The following is an 18,559-nucleotide window of genomic DNA, read 5'->3' as shown; positions in this document are numbered from 1 at the left end:
ACGGGGGAGGCGAAGGAAGCAGTATTCGATCAGTCGCCGGTTTCCACAGCGTTTGCCCGCGTCATGCGGATCTGGGCGACGCGCGCGCGATCCATCTGCAGCACCTCGAAGGTGTAGTCCTCCCATGTGCAGGTTTCGCCGACGGTAGGGATGCGGCCGATCTGGGCGGTGACGAAGCCGCCGAGGGTGTGAAAGTGGTCGTGATCCTCGTCGGGGAGTTCGTCGATGCCGAATTCCTCCTTGAACTCGTCGATGGGGAACAGTCCGTCAAAGATCCATGTCTGCGCCTTCTCCGCCCCGGTGCGCGTGCCCGTGGGCGCATCCTCATCCGCGCTGCCGATGATCTCGCCCATGATGTCGTCCATGGTGATGAAGCCGACGACGCCGCCGTACTCGTCGAGGACGACGGCCTCGTGGATGGCACCGCTGCGGAATTTTTCGAGGACGCGCAGCCCCTCCATGGTGCGCGGGACGAAGAGCGGCTTGCGGATGTAGTCCGTGATGTCGATCTCCGTCCCGTCGAGTGCCGCGTCGAGCAGCTCCTTGGCGTAGACCACGCCGCGGAAGTCGTCGAGGTTCTCATAGGCGACGGGGAATACGTCGTGCGCCTCTGCGCGGACGATGCGCAGCTGTTCGGCGCGGGGCTCCGCGAGGTCGACCCAGGCGATCTGGGTGCGCGGCGTCATGAGCGCCGAGGCGGTCTGATCGCTCATGTGGAAGATGCGGTCGACCATGTCCTGCTCGGTCTTTTCAAATGTACCGTCCTCCGTGCCCTGCTCCATGAGATCCTTGACCGCGTCCTCCGTGGCGGAGACGCGGTTCTCCGGGTTGATGCCGAAGATGAGCAGGATGCCGCGCGAGATGGAGATGAGCGCAGCACTCGGCAGCGCGGTGAGCTGCGTGAGGAGGGCGATGGTGCGGTGTTTGCGCAGAAGCATCGCCTCGGGGTTCTGGAGGGCGATCTGCTTCGGCAGAAAGTCGCCGAAGAGCAGGGTGAGCGTCGTCATGACGAGGATGCTGAGGACGAGCGCGGCGGCGTAGACCTCCATGCCCGGGAGGAGCCGCGTGAGCACCCTGCTGAAAATCGGCAGGGCAAAGAGCCCGATGCCGAGCCCCGTAAAGAGACTCATGCAGGTGACGCCCGCCTGCGCCATGGCGATGGGGCGGTCGGCGTGCTCTAGGAGGGCAAGCGCCTCGGCCGCACCCGCTTCGCCGCTTTCGGCGAGACGCTCAAGACGCCCGCGATGGGAGGCCGTGAGCGCAGTCTCGATCTGGGCAAAGTAGGCGTTTGCCATGAGGGCGACGACGAGCAGGAAAAGACAGAGAGCGTCGGATAAAGGACTGTCCAAGAGTTGATGCAGCTCCTTTCAAATGTTGATGCGTTGCTTGACACTGCCGTCGATGCGAACACCATGCTGCGCAGGAAAACGCAGCGGAGCGTTGGCACTGGCGTATGGTGCCGTCATACGATGCGTGCCCCTCATTCTACCACAAGATGAAGGAAATGTCATTGGGGCCTATGCGGGGGAACCTCTATATCCGTCAGCCCGAAGTATTCCATCGCACCGTCCTTCGTGACGCCGTTGTCCCAGTCCTCGTAGTAGACGTGGCGCAGGGCGCGGCGCGTGTTCTCGATGCGCGGGAAGTGAACGACGGTCTCGCCGCGTGCGCGGGCGGCCTCGATCTGTGCGATCCGTGCCGCGTCCTCTATCCCCATCTCGTGTGTGAGGAGGAGCGCCGCCGCGCCCGTATAGGCGAGGAGGAGGAACGCCGCCGTGCGCAGCAGGCGGCCTGCCCGGGGGGAGAATTCGCTGCGCACCGATGGATCATTCAGCAGGGCGAGCAGTGCCGCGACGCACATGGCGGCGGAACTGAATGTGGCACGTCCCGGGAAGGTCGGCGCGGCGATCATGACGAGATTGTTACAGAGGCCGAGCCCGATGAGGCATGCGGCGTAACGCGCGGCGGGAGAGGCGCGCAGCACCTCGCGCCAAGAGACCTGCTGCGCAGCGTCGCGGATGGAGGCCTTCGTCAGTCCCAGCAGCGCTTTCATGCGATGGTAGCAGAGCAGAATCACGAGCCAGTAGATCGCCATCTCCTCGAAGCCGTTCATGACATTCGTGAAGAGGAAAATGGTCTTTGGTCTGGTCTGCCCGAGCGGCGTGAGTACCCCCGCGATGACTGTGTCGCGGATGGCGGCCGCGACCCATCCGCCCGTAAAATAGGAGACGGTGAGCAGCAGAAGCAGGCTCCAGAGCACTGCAGAGGCCGCGGTGATGCCGCCTTTGTCAAACGCCGCGACATGTTTTTTTCTGGCGTAGAGGATGAGCGATCCATCTCGCTCTACCGGCAGCCCAGACAGACGGCGCTGGCAGAGACGATATGCCGTGTATATGAGCAGCAGAACGGGCAGGAGGTAGAGCAGCATCTCGCCCTGTCCCGCGATCTGATTGCCAAGGTGGATGAGGATGCCCTTGTCCGCGCCCTGTGCGTCGTAGCGGACGTAGTTGCCGGGCGCAGCGACGAGCCCGATGAGCCCCGCGAGTGCGCCGACGGCACCCGTGAGCATCCACGGTGCGAACGCGCCGTGCCGCCGCGCATAGAGCGTGCAGCCAAGCGCGAGGAGGGTCACGGTCACGGCGAGGTTCTCGATCGACCAGCCCGCGAGTATGCCGAGGAGGAACATCGGCAGGATCGCCCACGCATGACGCGCCCGCTGTCTATCCCCCAGCGTTTTCAGCGTGAGATTGTACGGCAGGAGAAAGAGAAAGGCGGGCACCGCCGACCAGAGATAGACCGTCGAGCCGCTTTTCCACACGGCGACCTCGCCAAAATGCGGCAGAGAGAGCCAGAGGAGGAGTGCCGCCAATGCAAGCAGCCCCGGCGTCCGGGTGAGTGCGGCAGAGCGGCGTGCGTGCATCATGACGAGCACGGAGAGCGCGAGGAACATGAGCGCGTTCGCCGCGTCAAAGAGCGGCTTGCCGAGCCAGAGGAAGAGGTCGAGACAGAACACCGTGACCATGCGCCCGCCGTGCAGGAGATAGTGCTGCATGGCGGAGGAGAGGACATCGGAGAGCGATGCGATGGGCACGCCCGTCTTCCAGACCATCAGATAGTCGTAGTCGTCGCGGTGAAGGGGCATCCAGTGATTGAGCGCGAGCATAAAGGCAAAAATGGCGGCGGCTGTGAGCGCCGTCGCGCCGTATCGGTGCCCTCCGTCATTCGCCTGTGTCAATGTATCTCCTCCCTGCCAGCTTTGCATTGTCAAATTTCTCCCCGTCCAGCTCATCGATCAGATAGCATGGCCGCTGCTTGCTCTCCGTAAAGACGCGCCCGAGGTACTCGCCGATGATGCCGAGCGAGAGCAGCTGCACGCCGCCGAGAAAGAGCAGGACAGTCATGAGCGTCGGATAGCCCGCCACGGGGTCGCCGTAGACGAGCGCATCGACGAGCACGACGACCATGTAGCAGAGCGCGAGCGCGGAGACGATGAGCCCGAGCACCGTCGTCAGGCGCAGCGGCGCGGTCGTAAAGGACGTGATCCCCTCGACGGCGAGCGAGAGCAGCGCGAGATAGCTCCACGTCGTCTTGCCCGCCGCACGCGGCTGCACCTGAAAGGGGAGCTCCTTTTTCTTAAAGCCTACCCACGTAAAGAGCCCCTTCGTAAACCTCTGATTCTCGCGCAGCAGGCGCAGCGCCGCGACGCAGCGATGATCGAGCAGGCGAAAGTCGCCCACGTCGCGCTGCAGGGTAAAGCGGCTGACCGCCTGCATGGAGCGGTAGAAGAGATTCGTCATCGTGCGCTTGAGGAAGGTCTCATCCTTCCGATCCGTGCGCTTGCCGCAGACATCGTCATAGCCCGCGCGCCACGCCGCGACCATCGTCGGGATGAGGGCGGGCGGATGCTGCAGATCCGCGTCCATGATGAGCACGGCGTCGCCGTCCGCAAAGTCGAGCCCTGCCATCATCGCGGGCTCCTTGCCGAAATTGCGCGTAAAGCTGAGATAGCGGACATTGTCGTGCGCGTCGGCGAGCGTGCGAATCGCGTCGAGCGTCCCGTCGCGGCTGCCGTCGTCGATGAAGAGATAGGAAAAGACGCAGTCCTCGACGGCGGCAGTTGCCGCCGTCACCGCTTCGTAGAAACGGGGGATGACCTCCGCCTCGTTGTAGCAGGGCACGATGATGGTGATCTTGTCCATGTGCCCTCCTTACTGTGCCAGTGCCTGAAAATTGACGATATCCGCCCCCTTCGCCGCGAGCGCCGCGCGCACCTCGGGGGCGCAGGCGGCGACGAGCTCCGCCGCGAAGTCATGCTGCCAGCGGCAGTCACGGATGAGCGTATTGCTGTCCGTACCGGGATGGAGCATGACCTCCGTCGTGCCGTCCGCGAGCTGTGCGGCGATCTGTGTGAGGGCGGCGGTATCGACCGCCTCACCCGCGACGATGCCCGCGAAGTGATCGGGGACGGCGATGCCGCGCCGCCGCGCCTTTGCCGCCGCACGATGCGCGAGGGCAGCGAGCCCCGCGCGCCCGATGAACTGTCCCACGCCGCCGAACTGTCCCGCAAAGAGCGGCGCGTAGGGCGCACGCATGGCGGGGATATGCGCCGCCACGCAGAGGTCGAGCGCGACGTCAATGACGCCGGGCAGGACGTGCATGTGCTGATGGCTGTCGGCGTGCGTCGGGCGGATGCCCGCCGCTGTGACGCGGCGCAGCTGTGCGCCGAGCTCGGCACGCACCTCATCCATGCTGACCCTGCCGCGCAGCACGCGCACGGTCAGCGCTGTGTGGTCGGGGACGAACCTGCCCTCTGCCGTGACGAGAGTCGGGATCTCTGCGGGCGGCAGGACGGGCGCAGCGTCGACGAGCGTGAGGTGGATGCCGACCCCGAGCGCGGGTGTCCGCACGGCCAGCTCCGCCGCATCTGCGAATGCCGCGCCGCCTGCCATGATCGTTGCAGAGCGCAGCATGCCCTCCTGCACGGCTGTTTCGACCGCGCGGTTGATGAGCACGTGCCGCCCAAAGTCGTCCGCATTGATGATAATCTGTTTCAAGTCTGCTATCCTTGTGCTTTCCCTATTTTGCTGATCGTTCTATAAAACCCTAGTGCAACGGTGCTTCACGGCAATCCCTAGCGGAGCAGGCGGGAATAGTGTGCGACCCGCCCACTGCGGATTTTATTCATTCAAGCGCAGCGCGTTTGGAATCCGCAGGTATTTAGGCGGACGAGCACACGACCGCCTGCAAGCAAGGGAGCTGCCGTGAAGCGCGGAAACATCACCAGCGATCCCAGCCGCCCGTACCGATCACGATGTCGCCGTGGATGCGCGGGGATGTGCCGGCACTGCGCGGGTCGGGCACGACGGCGCAGACGAGGACGTTCGTGTCCTTCAGCCCCGCCGCGACGAGGACGGCGCGGTCCCGCAGCTCCTTATACGTCTTGCGGTCGATCTCGGCGGTCAGCTCCTCGGACGCGCCCGGCGCGAGCGTATACGTCTGCTGTGCCTGCGTGAACGCCATGCCGTCCGACCAGCGCCAGATCTCGCGCCCCTTTGCATCGAGCAGGGCAAAGTCATAGTTCTGCCCCGTCGGATGCGCGACGGTATACGCCTCCGTGCCCTCGTTGCGCACGGTCAGCTTCAGCAGGAGACGACCGCTCTTTTCGTTCACGGTCAGCTCTTCGGAGAGATCGCCGATGCGCACCCCCGCGTAGGTGTTCGATGCCGCGTGCACCGCGGGCGTGTGCGAGGTCGGTATGCTGATGCCGATGCCTCCGCCGATGCCCGCCTCCGCCGCGGGGGCGAGGGCAGGGGCGAGGAGGGCGGCCGTGAGAAGGGCAGCGAATAGTTTCGTGGGGGTCATGGGTATTCCTTCCGTCAATCCAATTATTTTCATCGTATTCAGGAAGCACTGATAAATTCGGTACGACCATCTTGACGCATCTTTTTCGCCCACTTTTCGTTAGCAAATCCTCCACATAGCCTCTGCTATGCGTCCGGTTTGCTGCCTCAATCGGACAAAAAATCTACGCCAATCTGGCATACCTCATTTTATCAGCGATTCCTTCACGCAGAAACGCGATTCCTTAGTAATTTCGACAAAAAAGGGCGAATTACCTTTTCTAGGCGGGATTTTTGTAGTAGAATGAATAGAAGCACTGATTATCAGTGGGAAAACCATCAAAGGAGCAAGTACATGGTCGTAGAAATCATCAGCGTGGGCACAGAGCTGCTCATGGGAAATATCGTGAACACAAACGCACAGCACATCGCGCAGAAACTCGCGCACATGGGGCTGGATGCCTACTATCAGACGGTGGTCGGGGACAATCCCGAGCGCCTGCGCGCCGCACTCGATGTGGCGTATACGCGCGGAGACTGCGTCATCACCACGGGCGGTCTTGGCCCGACGAAGGACGACCTGACGAAGGAGATGCTGATCTCCTACTTCGGCTGCACGCCCGTCGAGGACGAGGAGGCGCTGCGCCGTCTGGAGGAGCGCGCGGCAAAGCGCGGCGTCCCCCTCTCGGAGAGCATGCGCAAGCAGGCGACCGTTCCCTCGGGGGCGATGGTCCTGCAGAACGACCACGGCACGGCGCCCGGCGTCATCATCGAGAAGGACGGGCGCGTCTGCATCATGCTCCCCGGCCCGCCGAAGGAGATGAAGCCGATGTTTGAAACGGCGTGTGACGTCTTCCTGCGCAAGCAGAGTGACAAGGCGTTCGTCTCCATGAACATCAAGCTCTACTCCATGGCGGAGCAGGGGTTTCCTGTCGGCGAGGCGCAGGTCGCCGACCGCCTCGGCGCACTCGTCGATGGAGAAAACCCGACGGTGGCGACATACGCGAAGGAGGATGGCTGTCTCGTCCGCGTGACGGCGGCGGCAAAGACGACGGAGGAGGCACGTGCGCTCCTCGTGCCGACGCTCGCAGAGGTCAGAGCGGCGATTGGGGAAGAGCATATCAGATTGGTGGAAGAGGACTAAATGCAGCTGCGATTTTTTCGGCATGGGCTGGGGGTACTCCTTGCCGTTTTTCTTATTGTGAGTATGACACAGGCATCCGCCGCAGGGAAATCTGTGGAGCGTGGTGCGGAGCGGAGCGGCGTACGTACACCGCCTGCGGCAGCACTGCCCTCCTCCGTGCTCCTGCGCTGGGAGCCCTACAATGGTGCGGTACGCTATGAGGTGCGCATCCTCGTGCGCACGGCGGAGGGGCGTATGGTCGAGCAGCAGAAGCTCAGCCGTGTCTATACGACGGGCGTACACATCCCCTTTACAGGGCTTCTGCCGCAGGACGACCTCTACTGGACAGTGCAGCCGCTTGGCTACGACGGCACGCCGATTGCTGCGGCGTCGGCGCCGCAGCCGGTGCGCAAGGCGCTCGCCGACCCGCCTGCGCCCGTCCTCACGGCGGAGTATGACAAGATGGCATACGCGCCGCTCTACCCCGTCTACTCGTGGATCCCGCTCAGCGGGCAGACCCATCATGAGGTCGAGGTCTACCGCCGCGCGGCCGATGGGCGTGATGTTTTCCTGCATACCCTGCAGGCGGGCGAGCAGGATGTCTATGACGATGCGGCGTTCACTGTGCCGGGACACTATGTCTACCGCGTTCGCGGCGTGACGACGGCGGGGACGCCGATCTCCGACTGGTCGGCGGGCGGCACATTCGATGTCATCTTGCATACACCGATCGCCGCGATCGGGGACAGCATCACGCATGGCGGCGGGGCGATCACACTGCCGCCCTCCTACACGCTCTATGACTGGGAGACGTACTGCACCGTGCCCGTCAAAAACCTCGGGCACAGCGGCGACACGACAGCGGATATGCTCGCGCGGTTTGACCGCGATGTGCTGCCGTTCGCGCCGCGCGTCCTCATCATCATGGGCGGCGTGAACGACTACCGCTCCGGCGTCTACGGTGCACAGACCGTGCGCAACCTCACCGCCCTCGGGGAGAAATGCCTCGCGCACGGCATCACGCCGATCTTTCTGACGGTGACGCCGATCCGCCCCGTGTGGATGACGAAGCGCATGACGATCATGACGCCGCCCTCGGACTGGATGGATCACCGTGACTACATCAACGACTGGGTGCGTCAGCAGGAGTTCAGCATCGATGTCTCCTCCACGCTTGCGGACGCGAATGGCGAGCTCGAGGCAGCGTACACGACGGATGGACTGCACCCCGACTATATGGGGAAAAATCACATCGGGCAGACGGTGGACGCCTACCTGCGCAGGAATTTCGCTGATGCGGTGGGCGCGGCGGAACGCCGCCTTCGGATTTACAAAGAGACGGGAGAGTAGGGATAGGGCGCACACACTGCGCCGCTTGCTTCCCTATGGCGTGTGAGATACAATATAAAAATGATGAAAGGAGCCTCTGTCATGCGACACCTGCGCCGCAGCAGTGCCGCTGTACTGGTCGTGCTGCTCATGTTCTGTGCATATATGGGCTTCGGATACTGGAAGAAACATACGCCCGAGGCAGCACTTGCACATATCGCCCATGCTGTTGCGGCGGAGGACCGCGTGACCTTCGATCAATACGTCGATACGGATGCCGTCCTTGCGGGGCTCTCTGAGGATGCGGCGGCACTGCTCACGGAGAACATCGACGCCCTGCACACGCGCCATCCGAGCGATTGGTTCTTTCGCCACGATGCCGCCTTTATGGAGCAGTATATGGCGGAGCGGCGCGCGGCGGACATTGCCTTTGTGCGTGCCGCGCTGGACTACTACTTTGACTCCTCGCGTGTACCGATCTCGCGCACAGACGGCACGGCGCGGTGGGCGTCCGACGAGATGCGTGCCTTTTCCGCTGCATATACCGTGACCGTGGGCGCGGTGCGCACGGACGGCGACCGCGCCTATGCGGATGCTGTACTGCATGGCAGCGACAGCACCTACGGACGGCTTCTGCCGGCGGCGGCCTTTACGCTGGAGCTGGCACGCATGGCGGACGGGCGATGGAAACTCGTGCGCATACGGACGGCGGCGGATGAGAACGGATTTTTCGCTCTCGTCGATGCGGCGGAGCGATACTGGGCTCTTCAGGGCTGGGACTAATAAAAAAGGAAGGAAATGCAGACGATGAAGAAGTACGAACTGACGAAAGAATATTTGACTGGAATCGACATGATCGACAAAGAGCACGCAAAGCTCTTTGATCTCGCGAACGAGTGCTATGAGCTCGTGATGGATGATGCGGGCACTGACCACTACGACCGCATCGTGGAGCTCATCGACGAGCTGCGCGACTATGCGGCGACGCATTTCGCCCATGAGGAGGAGTACATGGAGCGTGTGCAGTACGAGCGGCGCTTCAGCGAGCGATATCAGCATCTGCGCTTCATCCAGAAACTGAGCGAGGTCGATCTGGACAGTGTGGATGAGAACCAGCAGGAGTATCTGCTCGGCATCCTCGACTTCCTCGCGCGCTGGCTCTATGGACACATCAAGGTGATGGACTGCCGTATCCCAAAGGAAGAGGACGCTGCAAAGTAGGCATATTTCTCGCACAGAAAATGGAAAACGTTCGGATGCCGGACGGGAGAGGGAAAATGCGCCATGAAGTATGAGTTTACGGATGACTATCTGACGGGGATTGCATCGGTGGACGAGCAGCACGCGAAGCTGTTCGACCTGACGAACGAGTGCTACGAGCTTGTGATGGAGGATGCGTCGGAGGATAAGTACGATAAGATTGTCGAGATCCTCGATGAGCTTGCCGCCTATGCCGGCACGCATTTTGCGAGCGAGGAGGCGTATGCCGAGAGCGTCGGCGACCCGCACCGTTTCAGTCACCGCGCGCTGCACCTGCGCTTTATGAAAAAGGTCGGAGAGATCGACCTCGCAAAGGTAGACGAGAACCAACAGGAGTATCTCCTAAACATCCTTGATTTTCTTGCACGCTGGCTCTTTGACCACATCAAGGGGCGTGACTGCCATCTGCCCCACGCAGATGGAGGTCAGTGAGCACAAAACAGAAAGAAAAACAGACAAAAAGACCGCGCAGTGAGCAGCTGTGCGGTCTTTTTGCTGTGTATTTGTAGGAGAGTATGGGAGAAGCCGTACGGTGAAGAACGGCTCCCGAGGAAGGGCTGACAGGAAATCTCTCAGACATTCCTCAAAACTGTGAGGTAAGTATAGCATATAAGAGAATGAATTTCAATAGCATATAAAAGAATTTTTATCAAACTTTCATTGAAATGTGTCATAAACAGTGACAAATTGGGAAAAAAGTCTGTAGGCAAGGAACGGGAAAGATTTTATAATGTATGTAGGACAAAGGAACTGTCCAAACAACTCATAAGGAAATGAGGCGATTGTGATGGCTGTATTATCACTTGCATCCATACTCGACGATCCCGCACGGCAGATCCCTGTTCCGCTGATTATGCGGACGGCGACACCAACGCTTGCACAGGATGGGATTAACGTCGGCGATATCCGTTCGCAGCACTTTGCTCAGCGTGAGCAGATCCGCCTGCTGGCACGTATGGGGGAAGATGCGTACGCAGTAGACATCGAGTCCTTGGCGCGCTCGCTTCACTCGCTGGAAGAGGATATTCGCAAGGAGGCGTCGCGTGAGATGTTCGGGGACGCGTACGTGGTTGAACTGAGTACAAAGGCACAGCAGGCGAACACGGCGGCGAGACAGACGTACCGCGCTGCGTTTGCACAGCAGAACTGAAAGCAAAAAACAGCGGCAGGAACATGATTGTTCCTGCCGCTGTTTTTGTGCTGTGCTTCTTCCTTACCTCCTCACGCGGATCTGGTCGAGGATGAATGGATCCTTGATCTTGCCGTCCTCGGCAAAGAGGATGATCTTCGACAGGATCTCCGCCGTCTTCGGATCCTCGTCGAGGAACGGGAGGAAGAGACGCCCGCGATGCTGGCTGTGGACGGGCAGAACGCTCACCATCGCGCCCGCCTTCTGCTGGATGATGCCGCTGCCGAGGTGGACGGTATAGTCGCCAAGCTTGCCGTGGATGTGCGCGTGCGCACCCTCGAGCCGCACGTTGTCCAGTTTGAACAGCGGCAGGTTAAACTGCACGATGGCGCGGCGCATCTCGACGGTCGAGTGGCTCGCCTCGGGATCGACGCCGCCGACGTGTGCGACGGAGACGACAAGATCGACGTCACGCATGACCTCGCTGAAGATGAGATCAGGGACGTCGTCGATCGGCAGCCGCTTGAAGGTTTTACGGTCGAAGAACTCCACCCACTCCAGTGTCGGCGCCTCGATGTCGGCGGGCGAGTACCAGTCGGCGAGTGCGTAGATGCGTGCGATAATGTTCGCCTTGTAGTAGATGCGCTGCAGCCCCTCACTGCCGTCGATGACCCAGCGGCGCGTCTTGAGCAGGGCGACGGTTTTTGCGGGCTGCACCTGATGCCCCGCATAGCGGTGGCTCGACTCCTTGCCGTGCTCGTCCGCCGTCTTGATGTAGAGCTCGCGGAATACCTGCTTGAACGGCTGACGGATCTCCTTTTCAAAAAGATATTTCTGGTAGTCCGCCCATGTGCCGCTCTCATAGAGATCGAGCGCGTGGGCGATCTTTACCTCCGCGTCCTCCGCGAGCTCCGTGCGCGTGCCGTCCGCAGCGACGAGCGCACCGTCCGCATAGAAGCCGAGAGCTGCGCCCGACTGAAACACGAGCGGTTTCAGCAGCGGCGCAATGACGGGGTTGTGCTCCATGACGTTTGCGATCTCGCGGGCGAGGAGCGGTGTGCCGTCCTCCATCATCTCCTCAAGCATCTTCTTTGCGCGGCGGTACTGCTCCTTTAGATTCTTCTCTGCGTCCTTCAGCTCGAGCACGTAGGCGTTCTTCTTCAGCTTCGCGGGGACGGCCTTCAGCGGCTTCCCGCCCTTCGTGCAGACGAGCGACACCGCGCCGTCCTCTGCGACGGAGAGGGAGAGCGCGACATCCTCGACCTCCTTCGGACTGAAATGATCGGCGTGCGCCTTGATGAGCTCCGTCTCCGCCGTCCACACGAGGCGCGTCACATCGTCAAATCCGCAGGCGCGCGCGAGGTTCGAGAGGGCGATCTCCACCGCCTTCTCCTCACTCGCACGGCGCTGCGCCCCGAACTGCTTGCTTTCCTTGAGGAAATTTTGGAGGAACACATAGCGTGCGAGCATATCCTTATCCCGTGCGCGTTTCAGCGGAATCAGGCCGCAGCACATGACGAGATCTTTGTTGCGCTTCGCCGTGATTTCCTTCTCCACATCGGCGAGGTTCAGCGCACCGCGTACGGCATCGGCAAATTTGCGCGCGCGCGCGTGCTTTGCGCCGTTCGAGATGTACTTTGCCGCGTCGTAGAGACTCTCAAAATGCGCCTTGCCGAGCTCCTTGTACGCCGCCTTGAACCAACCGATGTCGAACGCGCCCTCCTTCAGATCCTCGATGGGGATGGGCGTGTACTTTGCGATCATGCTCTCGCGATCCTTCGGGATGTCGCTCATGTGTGCTTGGAAGTAGTAGCAGCCGCTCGCCATACTGCGCCAGCCGAGGTATGCCTCGATGAGCGGGATCCACTGCGGCGCGTACATCGCCGCCTCGACGAGACGCTGCTGGGCGATGCCCGCGTCCTTCAGCGCCGCTTTCAGGTCGGCGGCCGTCTCGCCCGCGTGCGGGTGGCTGACCTTCAGCAGGTGGCTCAGCGTCGATGCCTTTGCCTCGTCCGAGCCCGCGTACCAGCTGCGGCGGTCGAGCTTCAGCGCACCGAGCGCCTGCAGGATGCGCACGAAGAGCTGGATGCCCTCGACGCGTAGGATACTGTCCACGGCGGCGGAGTGGAGCGCGGGTGTATCGCCGCGCCGCAGCTCTGCCGTGACGATGCTGTCGACGACGCGCTGTCCCTCCTCGTTGATAAAGGAGAGCACATCCGCCGTCTGTGCGCCGCGGCACTCGGGGTCATTGCGGTCGGGGAGCGCGCCGCTCCGATAGCGCTCGAGCACGCGGACGCGGTTCTGTTCGACCTTTTTCTGCTTGCGGCGTGCGTCCTCATCCATATCCTCCGCCTGCATGCCGAGGATCATACGGAAAAACCCATCCGCCTTCTCCATGCCGAGGAGGTGTGCCTTCGCGTGCTCGATGATGCCCGTCAGACCGCCCTCGGGCTCCCTGCCCGTGCGCAGGAGGACATCCTCGATCCGCTCCGCGAGCCGCAGGCGCAGGGCATAGGACTGTGCGAACTCCGCATCGTCCGCGTAGAGCCTTGCCCCGTGCAGGGCGGTCTGCATCAGCGCATTGTCGTGCGTGATCCGATACGTGCTCGAACGCCAACGCCCCTTTTGCTCCACGAGGTAGAGCTTTTCATCATAGCATTCATAGGCGCGGCGCATCAGCAGCAGCCCTGCGGCAAAGACGAACGGGCGGTTCTCCTCGGCGTGCGTTTCATAGAGCACGCGGATGACGTTTTTCCCCGTCTGCCGTCCGACGTACCCCTTGCCGAAGTAACTCAGCTTCTGCGCGGCAAGGGCGGCGGGGAACGCCGTCCAGTCCCGCCCCGTGATGCGCGTCAGCCCCTCCGTAAAGAGGGCATCCTCCGCCTTTGCCATGAGAACGGCGATGGCGAGCTGATAGAGCACGAGGAAGTCTTTGATCTCCTTTCGATAGAACTCCTCCCAGACCTCCGGGAGCGGGTAGTCTTTGATATTGTTGGGTGCCCTCTTCGTGTGTTCGGTATCCGCGCGCTCGTAAAAGCCCGAGGCCAGCGTCGTCTCCTCCCTGCCGTTCCAGCGGCTCTTGTACTCATAGTCCTCGTGTTCCGTGTAGAGCGCGTCGAGTTTTTCGACGATCGAGAGCAGTTCCTCGTCCGTGCACGGGAAAATATCCTCGAGCGTGACGGTATTCATGACGTGTACGGTGTTCGTCGCCGCATCATAGCCTCCCATCATGCCGGCGGCATCCTCCGCACCGCGGATGTCTATGGAGAAGTCCGGCGCATATTTTGCGTCGAACAGCGCGTCCTCCGCCTCTGTCGCCGCGCCCGTGCGTGCGAGCTCGTCGATCAGCACCTGCTCGTCCGACGTCGGCTTCTTGATCGTCTGTGCGAGGGCGAGCAGCTCCTCCTGCGGGATGCGCCCGTCCGCCTTGCAGCGCAGGAGCAGGTCGAGCGCGCCGAGCCGCTTGTTCACGTCACGCTGCGTGAGGAGGTCTGCCATCGTCGTGCGGAGCTGTGCGTCGGCCTGCCCGTAGAGGAGATCGAGCACCGTGCGGCGTACATTCGCCGTCTTGAGGCGCAGCAGGGCGGCGATGTCGGCACAGTGGCGCGTGACGAAGTCCCCGCCCATGAGACCCTTTGCTGTCTCAGGTGCCGTGCGGAGCGTGTCGGTGACCTCCGTATCGGGCACCGACGCCGTTGGGTTCTCACGGATGATCCGCGCCGCCGTCTCGGGGGCTTGGCGCAGGAGGTCGATGAGCGCCTGCTCCTGCACGGCGCTCAGCGGTGCCTTGAGCAGGAGCGGCGCAGCCCGCTGTCCCGTGTAGCAGGCGGGGAGGATGGGCGCGACGCGATCCGTCAGCGCAGTGCCGGCACAGAGGGCGGCGAGCACCATCGCATTGGACAGCGCTTCCTTTGTCAGCGTCACCCCGTACCACGGGAAAATGCACGGACGGTATTCCTCCTCCTTGCGCTTCATGCGTGCGTGGGCGCGTTCACAGAGGTCGAAGAAACGCGTGGCCTCCTCTGCGTCCGCGAAATATGCCTGTGCGTCGAACTTTTTGACAAAGTCGTCGAGTTCCCGCAGGATGTAGAAATCGCCCGTCACATAGGACAGATAGCAGGCGATTTTCTGCATATCCGCCGCACTGAGTTCCGCATCCGTGATGCCGAGGAGAACGCGCTTGGCGACGCTCCGCTCGGCCGCGCCGTCCTGCAGGGCGTGCAGGAAGTACGAGACGAGGAGGACGGAGTGCGGACGCCCCTCCCCAATGATCTCCTCCATGGCGGCGATGAGATCCTTGACGTCGTGCAGCCCCTTGCTCCACAGCCCGACCATCGCCTCGACATTGTCCTCACTGTGGACGAAGGCATCTCCCTCCGCGGGATCGCGCAGCACGCGCATGATGAGCGCGAGGAGCTTCTTGTCCACGCGCTCGCTGTCCGTGCCGATGCCGATGGTCGTCGCGATGGCGCGGCGCACGGACGAGAAACGGATGAGATTCTGCTCCTCGATCAGCCCCATGATGTAGACGAAATGCTCCTGCCGCCCGCAGTCCATCGTCTCGCAGATCGCCTGCCGCAGACCCTCCTGCAGTTTCCCCGCGAGGAGGAGCTTGCCGACGAGTTCTGCGAGCTCCGTATTGCGTGCCTTGAAGATGGCGCGGAACACATCGTAGGTGAGGACCTTCGTGTTGTTCTCGCTGAGCAGCATCTCGCGGATGATGGAGAGGACTTCCTCATCGCCGCGGTCAATCCACACGGCGATCTGCTCGGGCACGAGGAAGCTGCTGCCGTACTTTTCCACATCGTAGGCGCCGCGCAGAATCTGCGGCACGGTCAGTCCGGAGAAACGCTGGCGAATCAGCCGCTCTACCAGCGCCCAGATGCGCCCGACGTGCTGATGATAGTCACGCGAGCGGATGAGACGGCGCGTATAGCGGGTTGTGTAGGGATAGTCGGCGAGATTGTGTGCGATAGCGACGAGATCCTTCCGCAGCGCCTCGCCCATCATGAGGTCAAAGGCGGGGTAGAGCGCGGGCGGCAGGACATCATCGTCCACCGTACAGACCACGTCCTTCTTGTTGCGGCGGAAATTCGCTACAACGACATCCCAGTCATAGTCGGGCTCGCCCTTTTTGTCCGTGCGGAAAAAGAGAAAATTCAGCAGTTTTTGGCTCTGCTCATTCAGCGCGGGCATCGCCGCCTTTAGCTCCGCGAGAAGGGCGGCCATGTCCTCATCGCCCAGATACCAGTTGATCATCGTATTCCTCCAGTTACTATACGCATAACATCCTCCCTCACCACATACGTCCCGCGAGCATCGTCAGGCGCACAAAGGTGATCTCATCGTTCTCCTTCAGCGTGACGGGCGTATCGCACGTCTCGCCGAGCTCCTCTCCATTCACGAAAATGCGGTAGATGCCGTCCTCGAACGACTGCCGCGCATTCTCAATCGCCGCCGCCGCACTCTGCACCTGCCCGCGATAGTCCACGCCAAAGCCGACCTTGCCGACCGTGCTCGCATCCGCGATCTTCGCGCTCGTCAGATAGCGGAGCGCCGTCTCGCCCGTCTCTGCACGCGCGTTGAACCGCGTGACCTCCGCCGTCACAAACGCATCGATCAGTTCGCCGATATCGTGCACCGCGCCAATCTCATACGGGCGCGTCTCGATGGCATCCCTGTGCTTGCCGATGTGCTTTACATTCACCTGTACCTGCATAACCCTGCCTTTCGTATCGAAAAGATACAATAACTTATCTTACATTATAGTACAGTTGAAGGATTCATACAATAAGAAGGACATTTGTTGTCAATGCGTCATGGCAGATGATGGATATCATCAATAAAAATTGATTTTGGATTAAGGGGGGGCGATTTTTACGATAATATTGTTAAGGAAGCACTGATAAATTCAGCACTACCATCTTGACGCATCTTTTTTGCCCGCATTGTGTCGGCAAATCCTCCACATAGCCCTTGCTATGCGTCCGGTTTGCCTCCTTGTTCGGACGAAAAATCTACGCCAATCTGGCAGACTTCATTTTATCAGCGATTCCTTAGAAGAAAAGAAAGGAAGGCTTGATATGGCATATTTGAGTGTACATGGAACAGATGATGCGGCGCGCGTCCACTCATCCGCCGCCAAACCGTCGAAAAAGGCAGCTGATGGAGAAGTTTTTGCCGCGATGCTCGGCGAGGCGTTGTCGACATCCGATTCCGACGCGAAGCGGAACTCAGTGGAGAATATTTGCAAGTGGTCTGTTGATCCGGAGCATTATCCGGAACCGGATGATGAGGCACTCATTGCGGCTCTCTATAACGATGATCTGCGTGATTATTCCACCATGGCGAAGCCGCGTATCGGCGGACGCCTTGTTGTCTGTCAGAAGAATCCTGACGGTTCGCTCTTTTACTACCCGCCGCGGGATGCTTCGTTTGAGGAAAAACGCGCGTTCGTCGACGCGATGAAGGGGCTTTCACGCGAAGAACGCTATCAAGTGAACAATCTCATCTCCGATATGTTCGGCTTCTCTCCCTTTCATCCGTTCCTGCGCCGTCAGTCGCAGCGAAAAGCGGGAGATGTGCAGTCGAGTACACTGTTTGATCTTCTGCGCGATGAAGTGATTAAGGATCTTAAGCAAATGCATGTGGATGATCCAAATCGCCCATGGCGTGAACAGGAAGCGGCGGTACTGGACAAGATTTTTGAACGCAGGGAAGCCGCAAAGCGTTCGGCAATACATTAGGGAAGCACTGATAAATTCAGCACAATCGTCTTGACGCATCTTTTTTCCCGCACGTCGGCGGAAATCTATGCTAAACTGAGGGGCTGCTTTATCAGCGATTCCATTAGTCAAACGATCTACGGGAGTACCGCATGAGGCTGAGGGCTTCGTGCGGTGCTCTTTTTGTCGTTGAACGAGGAGCGCCTTGATATTCCCGCCTTGACAATATTCGCCCCAATGCATACTATGATAGTAGAGTAAGAGGAGGAAGTGGGTTAGTGAGCATCATCAAGAAGGACATTCCTGCGGAGTATCGTGTACTGATTCAGAAACTCCGCCTGATCGACGATACATTCTTTAATGTCTGTTTTGATAACTATACCGAAGGGATGCAGCTCCTGCTGCGCATCTTCCTTGATCGAGATGATCTCGTTGTTCGGCGCGTTGTTACACAGCAGAGTGCGGACAATCTCTACGGGCGCGGAGTTCGTTTTGATGTGCTGGCAGAGGACAGCGAGGGGAAACTCTACGACTGCGAAGTCCAGCGGGCAAACGAAGGCGCAGCTGCGCGCCGGGCGCGATACAACAGCAGCATGATGGACTCGCGCGCGCTGGCAAAAGGAGCGGAGTTCGCGGCACTCCCGGAGACGTGGGTGATCTTCATCACGGAAAACGATATCTATCAAGAAGGATGTCCACTGTATCACGTCGAGCGGATCGTCCAAGAAACGCAGCGTCCATTCGATGATGGGGCGCATATCCTCTACGTTAACGGAGCGAACCGAGACGATACACCGCTCGGGCGGCTGATGCAGGATTTCTTCTGTGAGCGTCCGGAGCAGATGAATTATGCGGAACTTGCGAAACGAACTGATTACTTTAAGGCAGAAGCAGAGGGGGTCAATGCCATGTGTGAACTGATGGAAAAATTTGGCGAAAAGAAGTTGGAAGAGGGGCGTGCCGAAGGGCGTCTTGAAGGGCGTCTTGAAGGGCACCGTGAGGGAATGCTGGACATGGCACGCTCGTTGCTCAAGCTGAACGTCCCTCTCGAGGTGATCGAGAAGTCGAGCGGTTTGACGCGTGCGGAGATTCTGGCACTGTAAGATGTTTTTGCCGACCCGTATGGATGTATGGGAGAAAAAGAGACCTTCGC

The 18,559-nt window shown here is 60.6% G+C and carries 16 protein-coding genes and 1 pseudogene; 8 read left to right on the top strand and 9 right to left on the bottom strand.

Going from position 1 to position 18,559, the window contains the following annotated elements:
• Window positions 1-29: 29 nt before the first annotated feature.
• The 6 genes and pseudogenes from AXE86_RS04650 to AXE86_RS13150 form a co-directional block, all read right to left on the bottom strand.
• Entirely contained in the window at window positions 30-1,349 is a 1,320-nt protein-coding gene (locus AXE86_RS04650) for a hemolysin family protein (RefSeq protein WP_050342454.1), read from the bottom strand.
• Window positions 1,350-1,507: 158 nt separating this feature from the next.
• Window positions 1,508-3,235, bottom strand: a complete 1,728-nt coding sequence (locus AXE86_RS04645) for a DUF3329 domain-containing protein (RefSeq protein ID WP_083501153.1) — start codon at window positions 3,233-3,235, stop codon at window positions 1,508-1,510.
• Complete coding sequence (locus AXE86_RS04640) at window positions 3,219-4,199, bottom strand: glycosyltransferase family 2 protein (protein ID WP_061945171.1); 981 nt, start codon at window positions 4,197-4,199, stop codon at window positions 3,219-3,221. Before AXE86_RS04640 ends, AXE86_RS04645 begins: the two co-directional genes overlap by 17 nt.
• A 9-nt stretch (window positions 4,200-4,208) precedes the next feature.
• Window positions 4,209-5,054 carry a ChbG/HpnK family deacetylase gene (locus AXE86_RS04635; RefSeq protein ID WP_009753276.1) on the bottom strand — a complete coding sequence of 282 codons (846 nt, stop codon included), beginning with the start codon at window positions 5,052-5,054 and terminating at the stop codon, window positions 4,209-4,211.
• A gap of 223 nt (window positions 5,055-5,277) precedes the next feature.
• Window positions 5,278-5,862 (bottom strand): BsuPI-related putative proteinase inhibitor, encoded by a 585-nt coding sequence (locus AXE86_RS04630; RefSeq protein ID WP_039981168.1) that lies wholly within the window; start codon window positions 5,860-5,862, stop codon window positions 5,278-5,280.
• A 40-nt stretch (window positions 5,863-5,902) separates the two neighbouring features.
• Window positions 5,903-6,025, bottom strand: a pseudogene (locus AXE86_RS13150) (secretion protein HlyD); the annotation flags it as partial.
• 170 nt (window positions 6,026-6,195) lie between these two features.
• Here AXE86_RS13150 and AXE86_RS04625 point away from each other — a divergent pair.
• From AXE86_RS04625 to AXE86_RS04600, 6 genes are all read left to right on the top strand, one after another.
• Window positions 6,196-6,984, top strand: a complete 789-nt coding sequence (locus AXE86_RS04625) for a molybdopterin-binding protein (RefSeq protein WP_009753273.1) — start codon at window positions 6,196-6,198, stop codon at window positions 6,982-6,984.
• Window positions 6,985-8,313, top strand: a complete 1,329-nt coding sequence (locus AXE86_RS04620; RefSeq protein WP_061945169.1) for an SGNH/GDSL hydrolase family protein — start codon at window positions 6,985-6,987, stop codon at window positions 8,311-8,313.
• An 81-nt stretch (window positions 8,314-8,394) separates the two neighbouring features.
• On the top strand, window positions 8,395-9,075 hold the full coding sequence (locus AXE86_RS04615; protein ID WP_061945167.1) for a hypothetical protein: 681 nt from the start codon (window positions 8,395-8,397) through the stop codon (window positions 9,073-9,075).
• 15 nt (window positions 9,076-9,090) lie between these two features.
• A complete protein-coding gene (locus tag AXE86_RS04610) occupies window positions 9,091-9,513 on the top strand; it encodes a bacteriohemerythrin (protein ID WP_083501152.1) in 423 nt (140 codons plus the stop codon).
• Window positions 9,514-9,576: 63 nt separating this feature from the next.
• Entirely contained in the window at window positions 9,577-9,984 is a 408-nt protein-coding gene (locus tag AXE86_RS04605; protein ID WP_061945165.1) for a bacteriohemerythrin, read from the top strand.
• Window positions 9,985-10,339: 355 nt separating this feature from the next.
• Window positions 10,340-10,702 (top strand): hypothetical protein, encoded by a 363-nt coding sequence (locus tag AXE86_RS04600; RefSeq protein ID WP_061945162.1) that lies wholly within the window; start codon window positions 10,340-10,342, stop codon window positions 10,700-10,702.
• A 63-nt stretch (window positions 10,703-10,765) separates the two neighbouring features.
• Here the strand turns inward: AXE86_RS04600 and AXE86_RS04595 are convergent, their stop codons facing one another.
• The 3 genes from AXE86_RS04595 to AXE86_RS13145 all read right to left on the bottom strand — a co-directional run bounded on the left by AXE86_RS04595 (window position 10,766) and on the right by AXE86_RS13145 (window position 16,698).
• The gene (locus AXE86_RS04595; protein WP_061945160.1) at window positions 10,766-15,940 is read right to left on the bottom strand and encodes a DUF4132 domain-containing protein; all 5,175 of its coding nucleotides are present in this window, start codon (window positions 15,938-15,940) and stop codon (window positions 10,766-10,768) included.
• Between the two features lie 37 nt (window positions 15,941-15,977).
• Window positions 15,978-16,388, bottom strand: a complete 411-nt coding sequence (locus AXE86_RS04590) for a hypothetical protein (RefSeq protein ID WP_232294925.1) — start codon at window positions 16,386-16,388, stop codon at window positions 15,978-15,980.
• A gap of 184 nt (window positions 16,389-16,572) precedes the next feature.
• Window positions 16,573-16,698, bottom strand: coding sequence for a secretion protein HlyD (locus AXE86_RS13145; protein ID WP_071586098.1), 126 nt, complete (start codon window positions 16,696-16,698; stop codon window positions 16,573-16,575).
• A gap of 66 nt (window positions 16,699-16,764) precedes the next feature.
• Between AXE86_RS13145 and AXE86_RS04585 the strand changes: the two genes are divergently transcribed.
• Both AXE86_RS04585 and AXE86_RS04580 read left to right on the top strand, forming a co-directional pair.
• A complete protein-coding gene (locus AXE86_RS04585) occupies window positions 16,765-17,427 on the top strand; it encodes a hypothetical protein (protein WP_061945156.1) in 663 nt (220 codons plus the stop codon).
• A 257-nt stretch (window positions 17,428-17,684) separates the two neighbouring features.
• Window positions 17,685-18,509, top strand: coding sequence for a PD-(D/E)XK nuclease family transposase (locus AXE86_RS04580; RefSeq protein WP_061945154.1), 825 nt, complete (start codon window positions 17,685-17,687; stop codon window positions 18,507-18,509).
• Window positions 18,510-18,559 lie beyond the last annotated feature (50 nt).

The sequence above is a fragment of the Selenomonas sp. oral taxon 136 genome (assembly GCF_001554015.1).
Lineage (GTDB): Bacteria > Bacillota > Negativicutes > Selenomonadales > Selenomonadaceae > Centipeda > Centipeda felix.
This window is presented reverse-complemented; position numbering and strand designations above follow the sequence as displayed.

Excerpts from the sequence above, each read along its gene's own strand:
- AXE86_RS04640 (WP_061945171.1), bottom strand. The coding sequence starts at position 4,199 with ATGGACAAGATCACCATCATCGTGCCCTGCTACAACGAGGCGGAGGTC.
- AXE86_RS04630 (WP_039981168.1), bottom strand. The coding sequence starts at position 5,862 with ATGACCCCCACGAAACTATTCGCTGCCCTTCTCACGGCCGCCCTCCTC.
- AXE86_RS04625 (WP_009753273.1), top strand. The coding sequence starts at position 6,196 with ATGGTCGTAGAAATCATCAGCGTGGGCACAGAGCTGCTCATGGGAAAT.
- AXE86_RS04620 (WP_061945169.1), top strand. The coding sequence starts at position 6,985 with ATGCAGCTGCGATTTTTTCGGCATGGGCTGGGGGTACTCCTTGCCGTT.
- AXE86_RS04615 (WP_061945167.1), top strand. The coding sequence starts at position 8,395 with ATGCGACACCTGCGCCGCAGCAGTGCCGCTGTACTGGTCGTGCTGCTC.
- AXE86_RS04610 (WP_083501152.1), top strand. The coding sequence starts at position 9,091 with ATGCAGACGATGAAGAAGTACGAACTGACGAAAGAATATTTGACTGGA.
- AXE86_RS04605 (WP_061945165.1), top strand. The coding sequence starts at position 9,577 with ATGAAGTATGAGTTTACGGATGACTATCTGACGGGGATTGCATCGGTG.
- AXE86_RS04600 (WP_061945162.1), top strand. The coding sequence starts at position 10,340 with ATGGCTGTATTATCACTTGCATCCATACTCGACGATCCCGCACGGCAG.
- AXE86_RS04595 (WP_061945160.1), bottom strand. The coding sequence starts at position 15,940 with ATGATCAACTGGTATCTGGGCGATGAGGACATGGCCGCCCTTCTCGCG.
- AXE86_RS04585 (WP_061945156.1), top strand. The coding sequence starts at position 16,765 with ATGGCATATTTGAGTGTACATGGAACAGATGATGCGGCGCGCGTCCAC.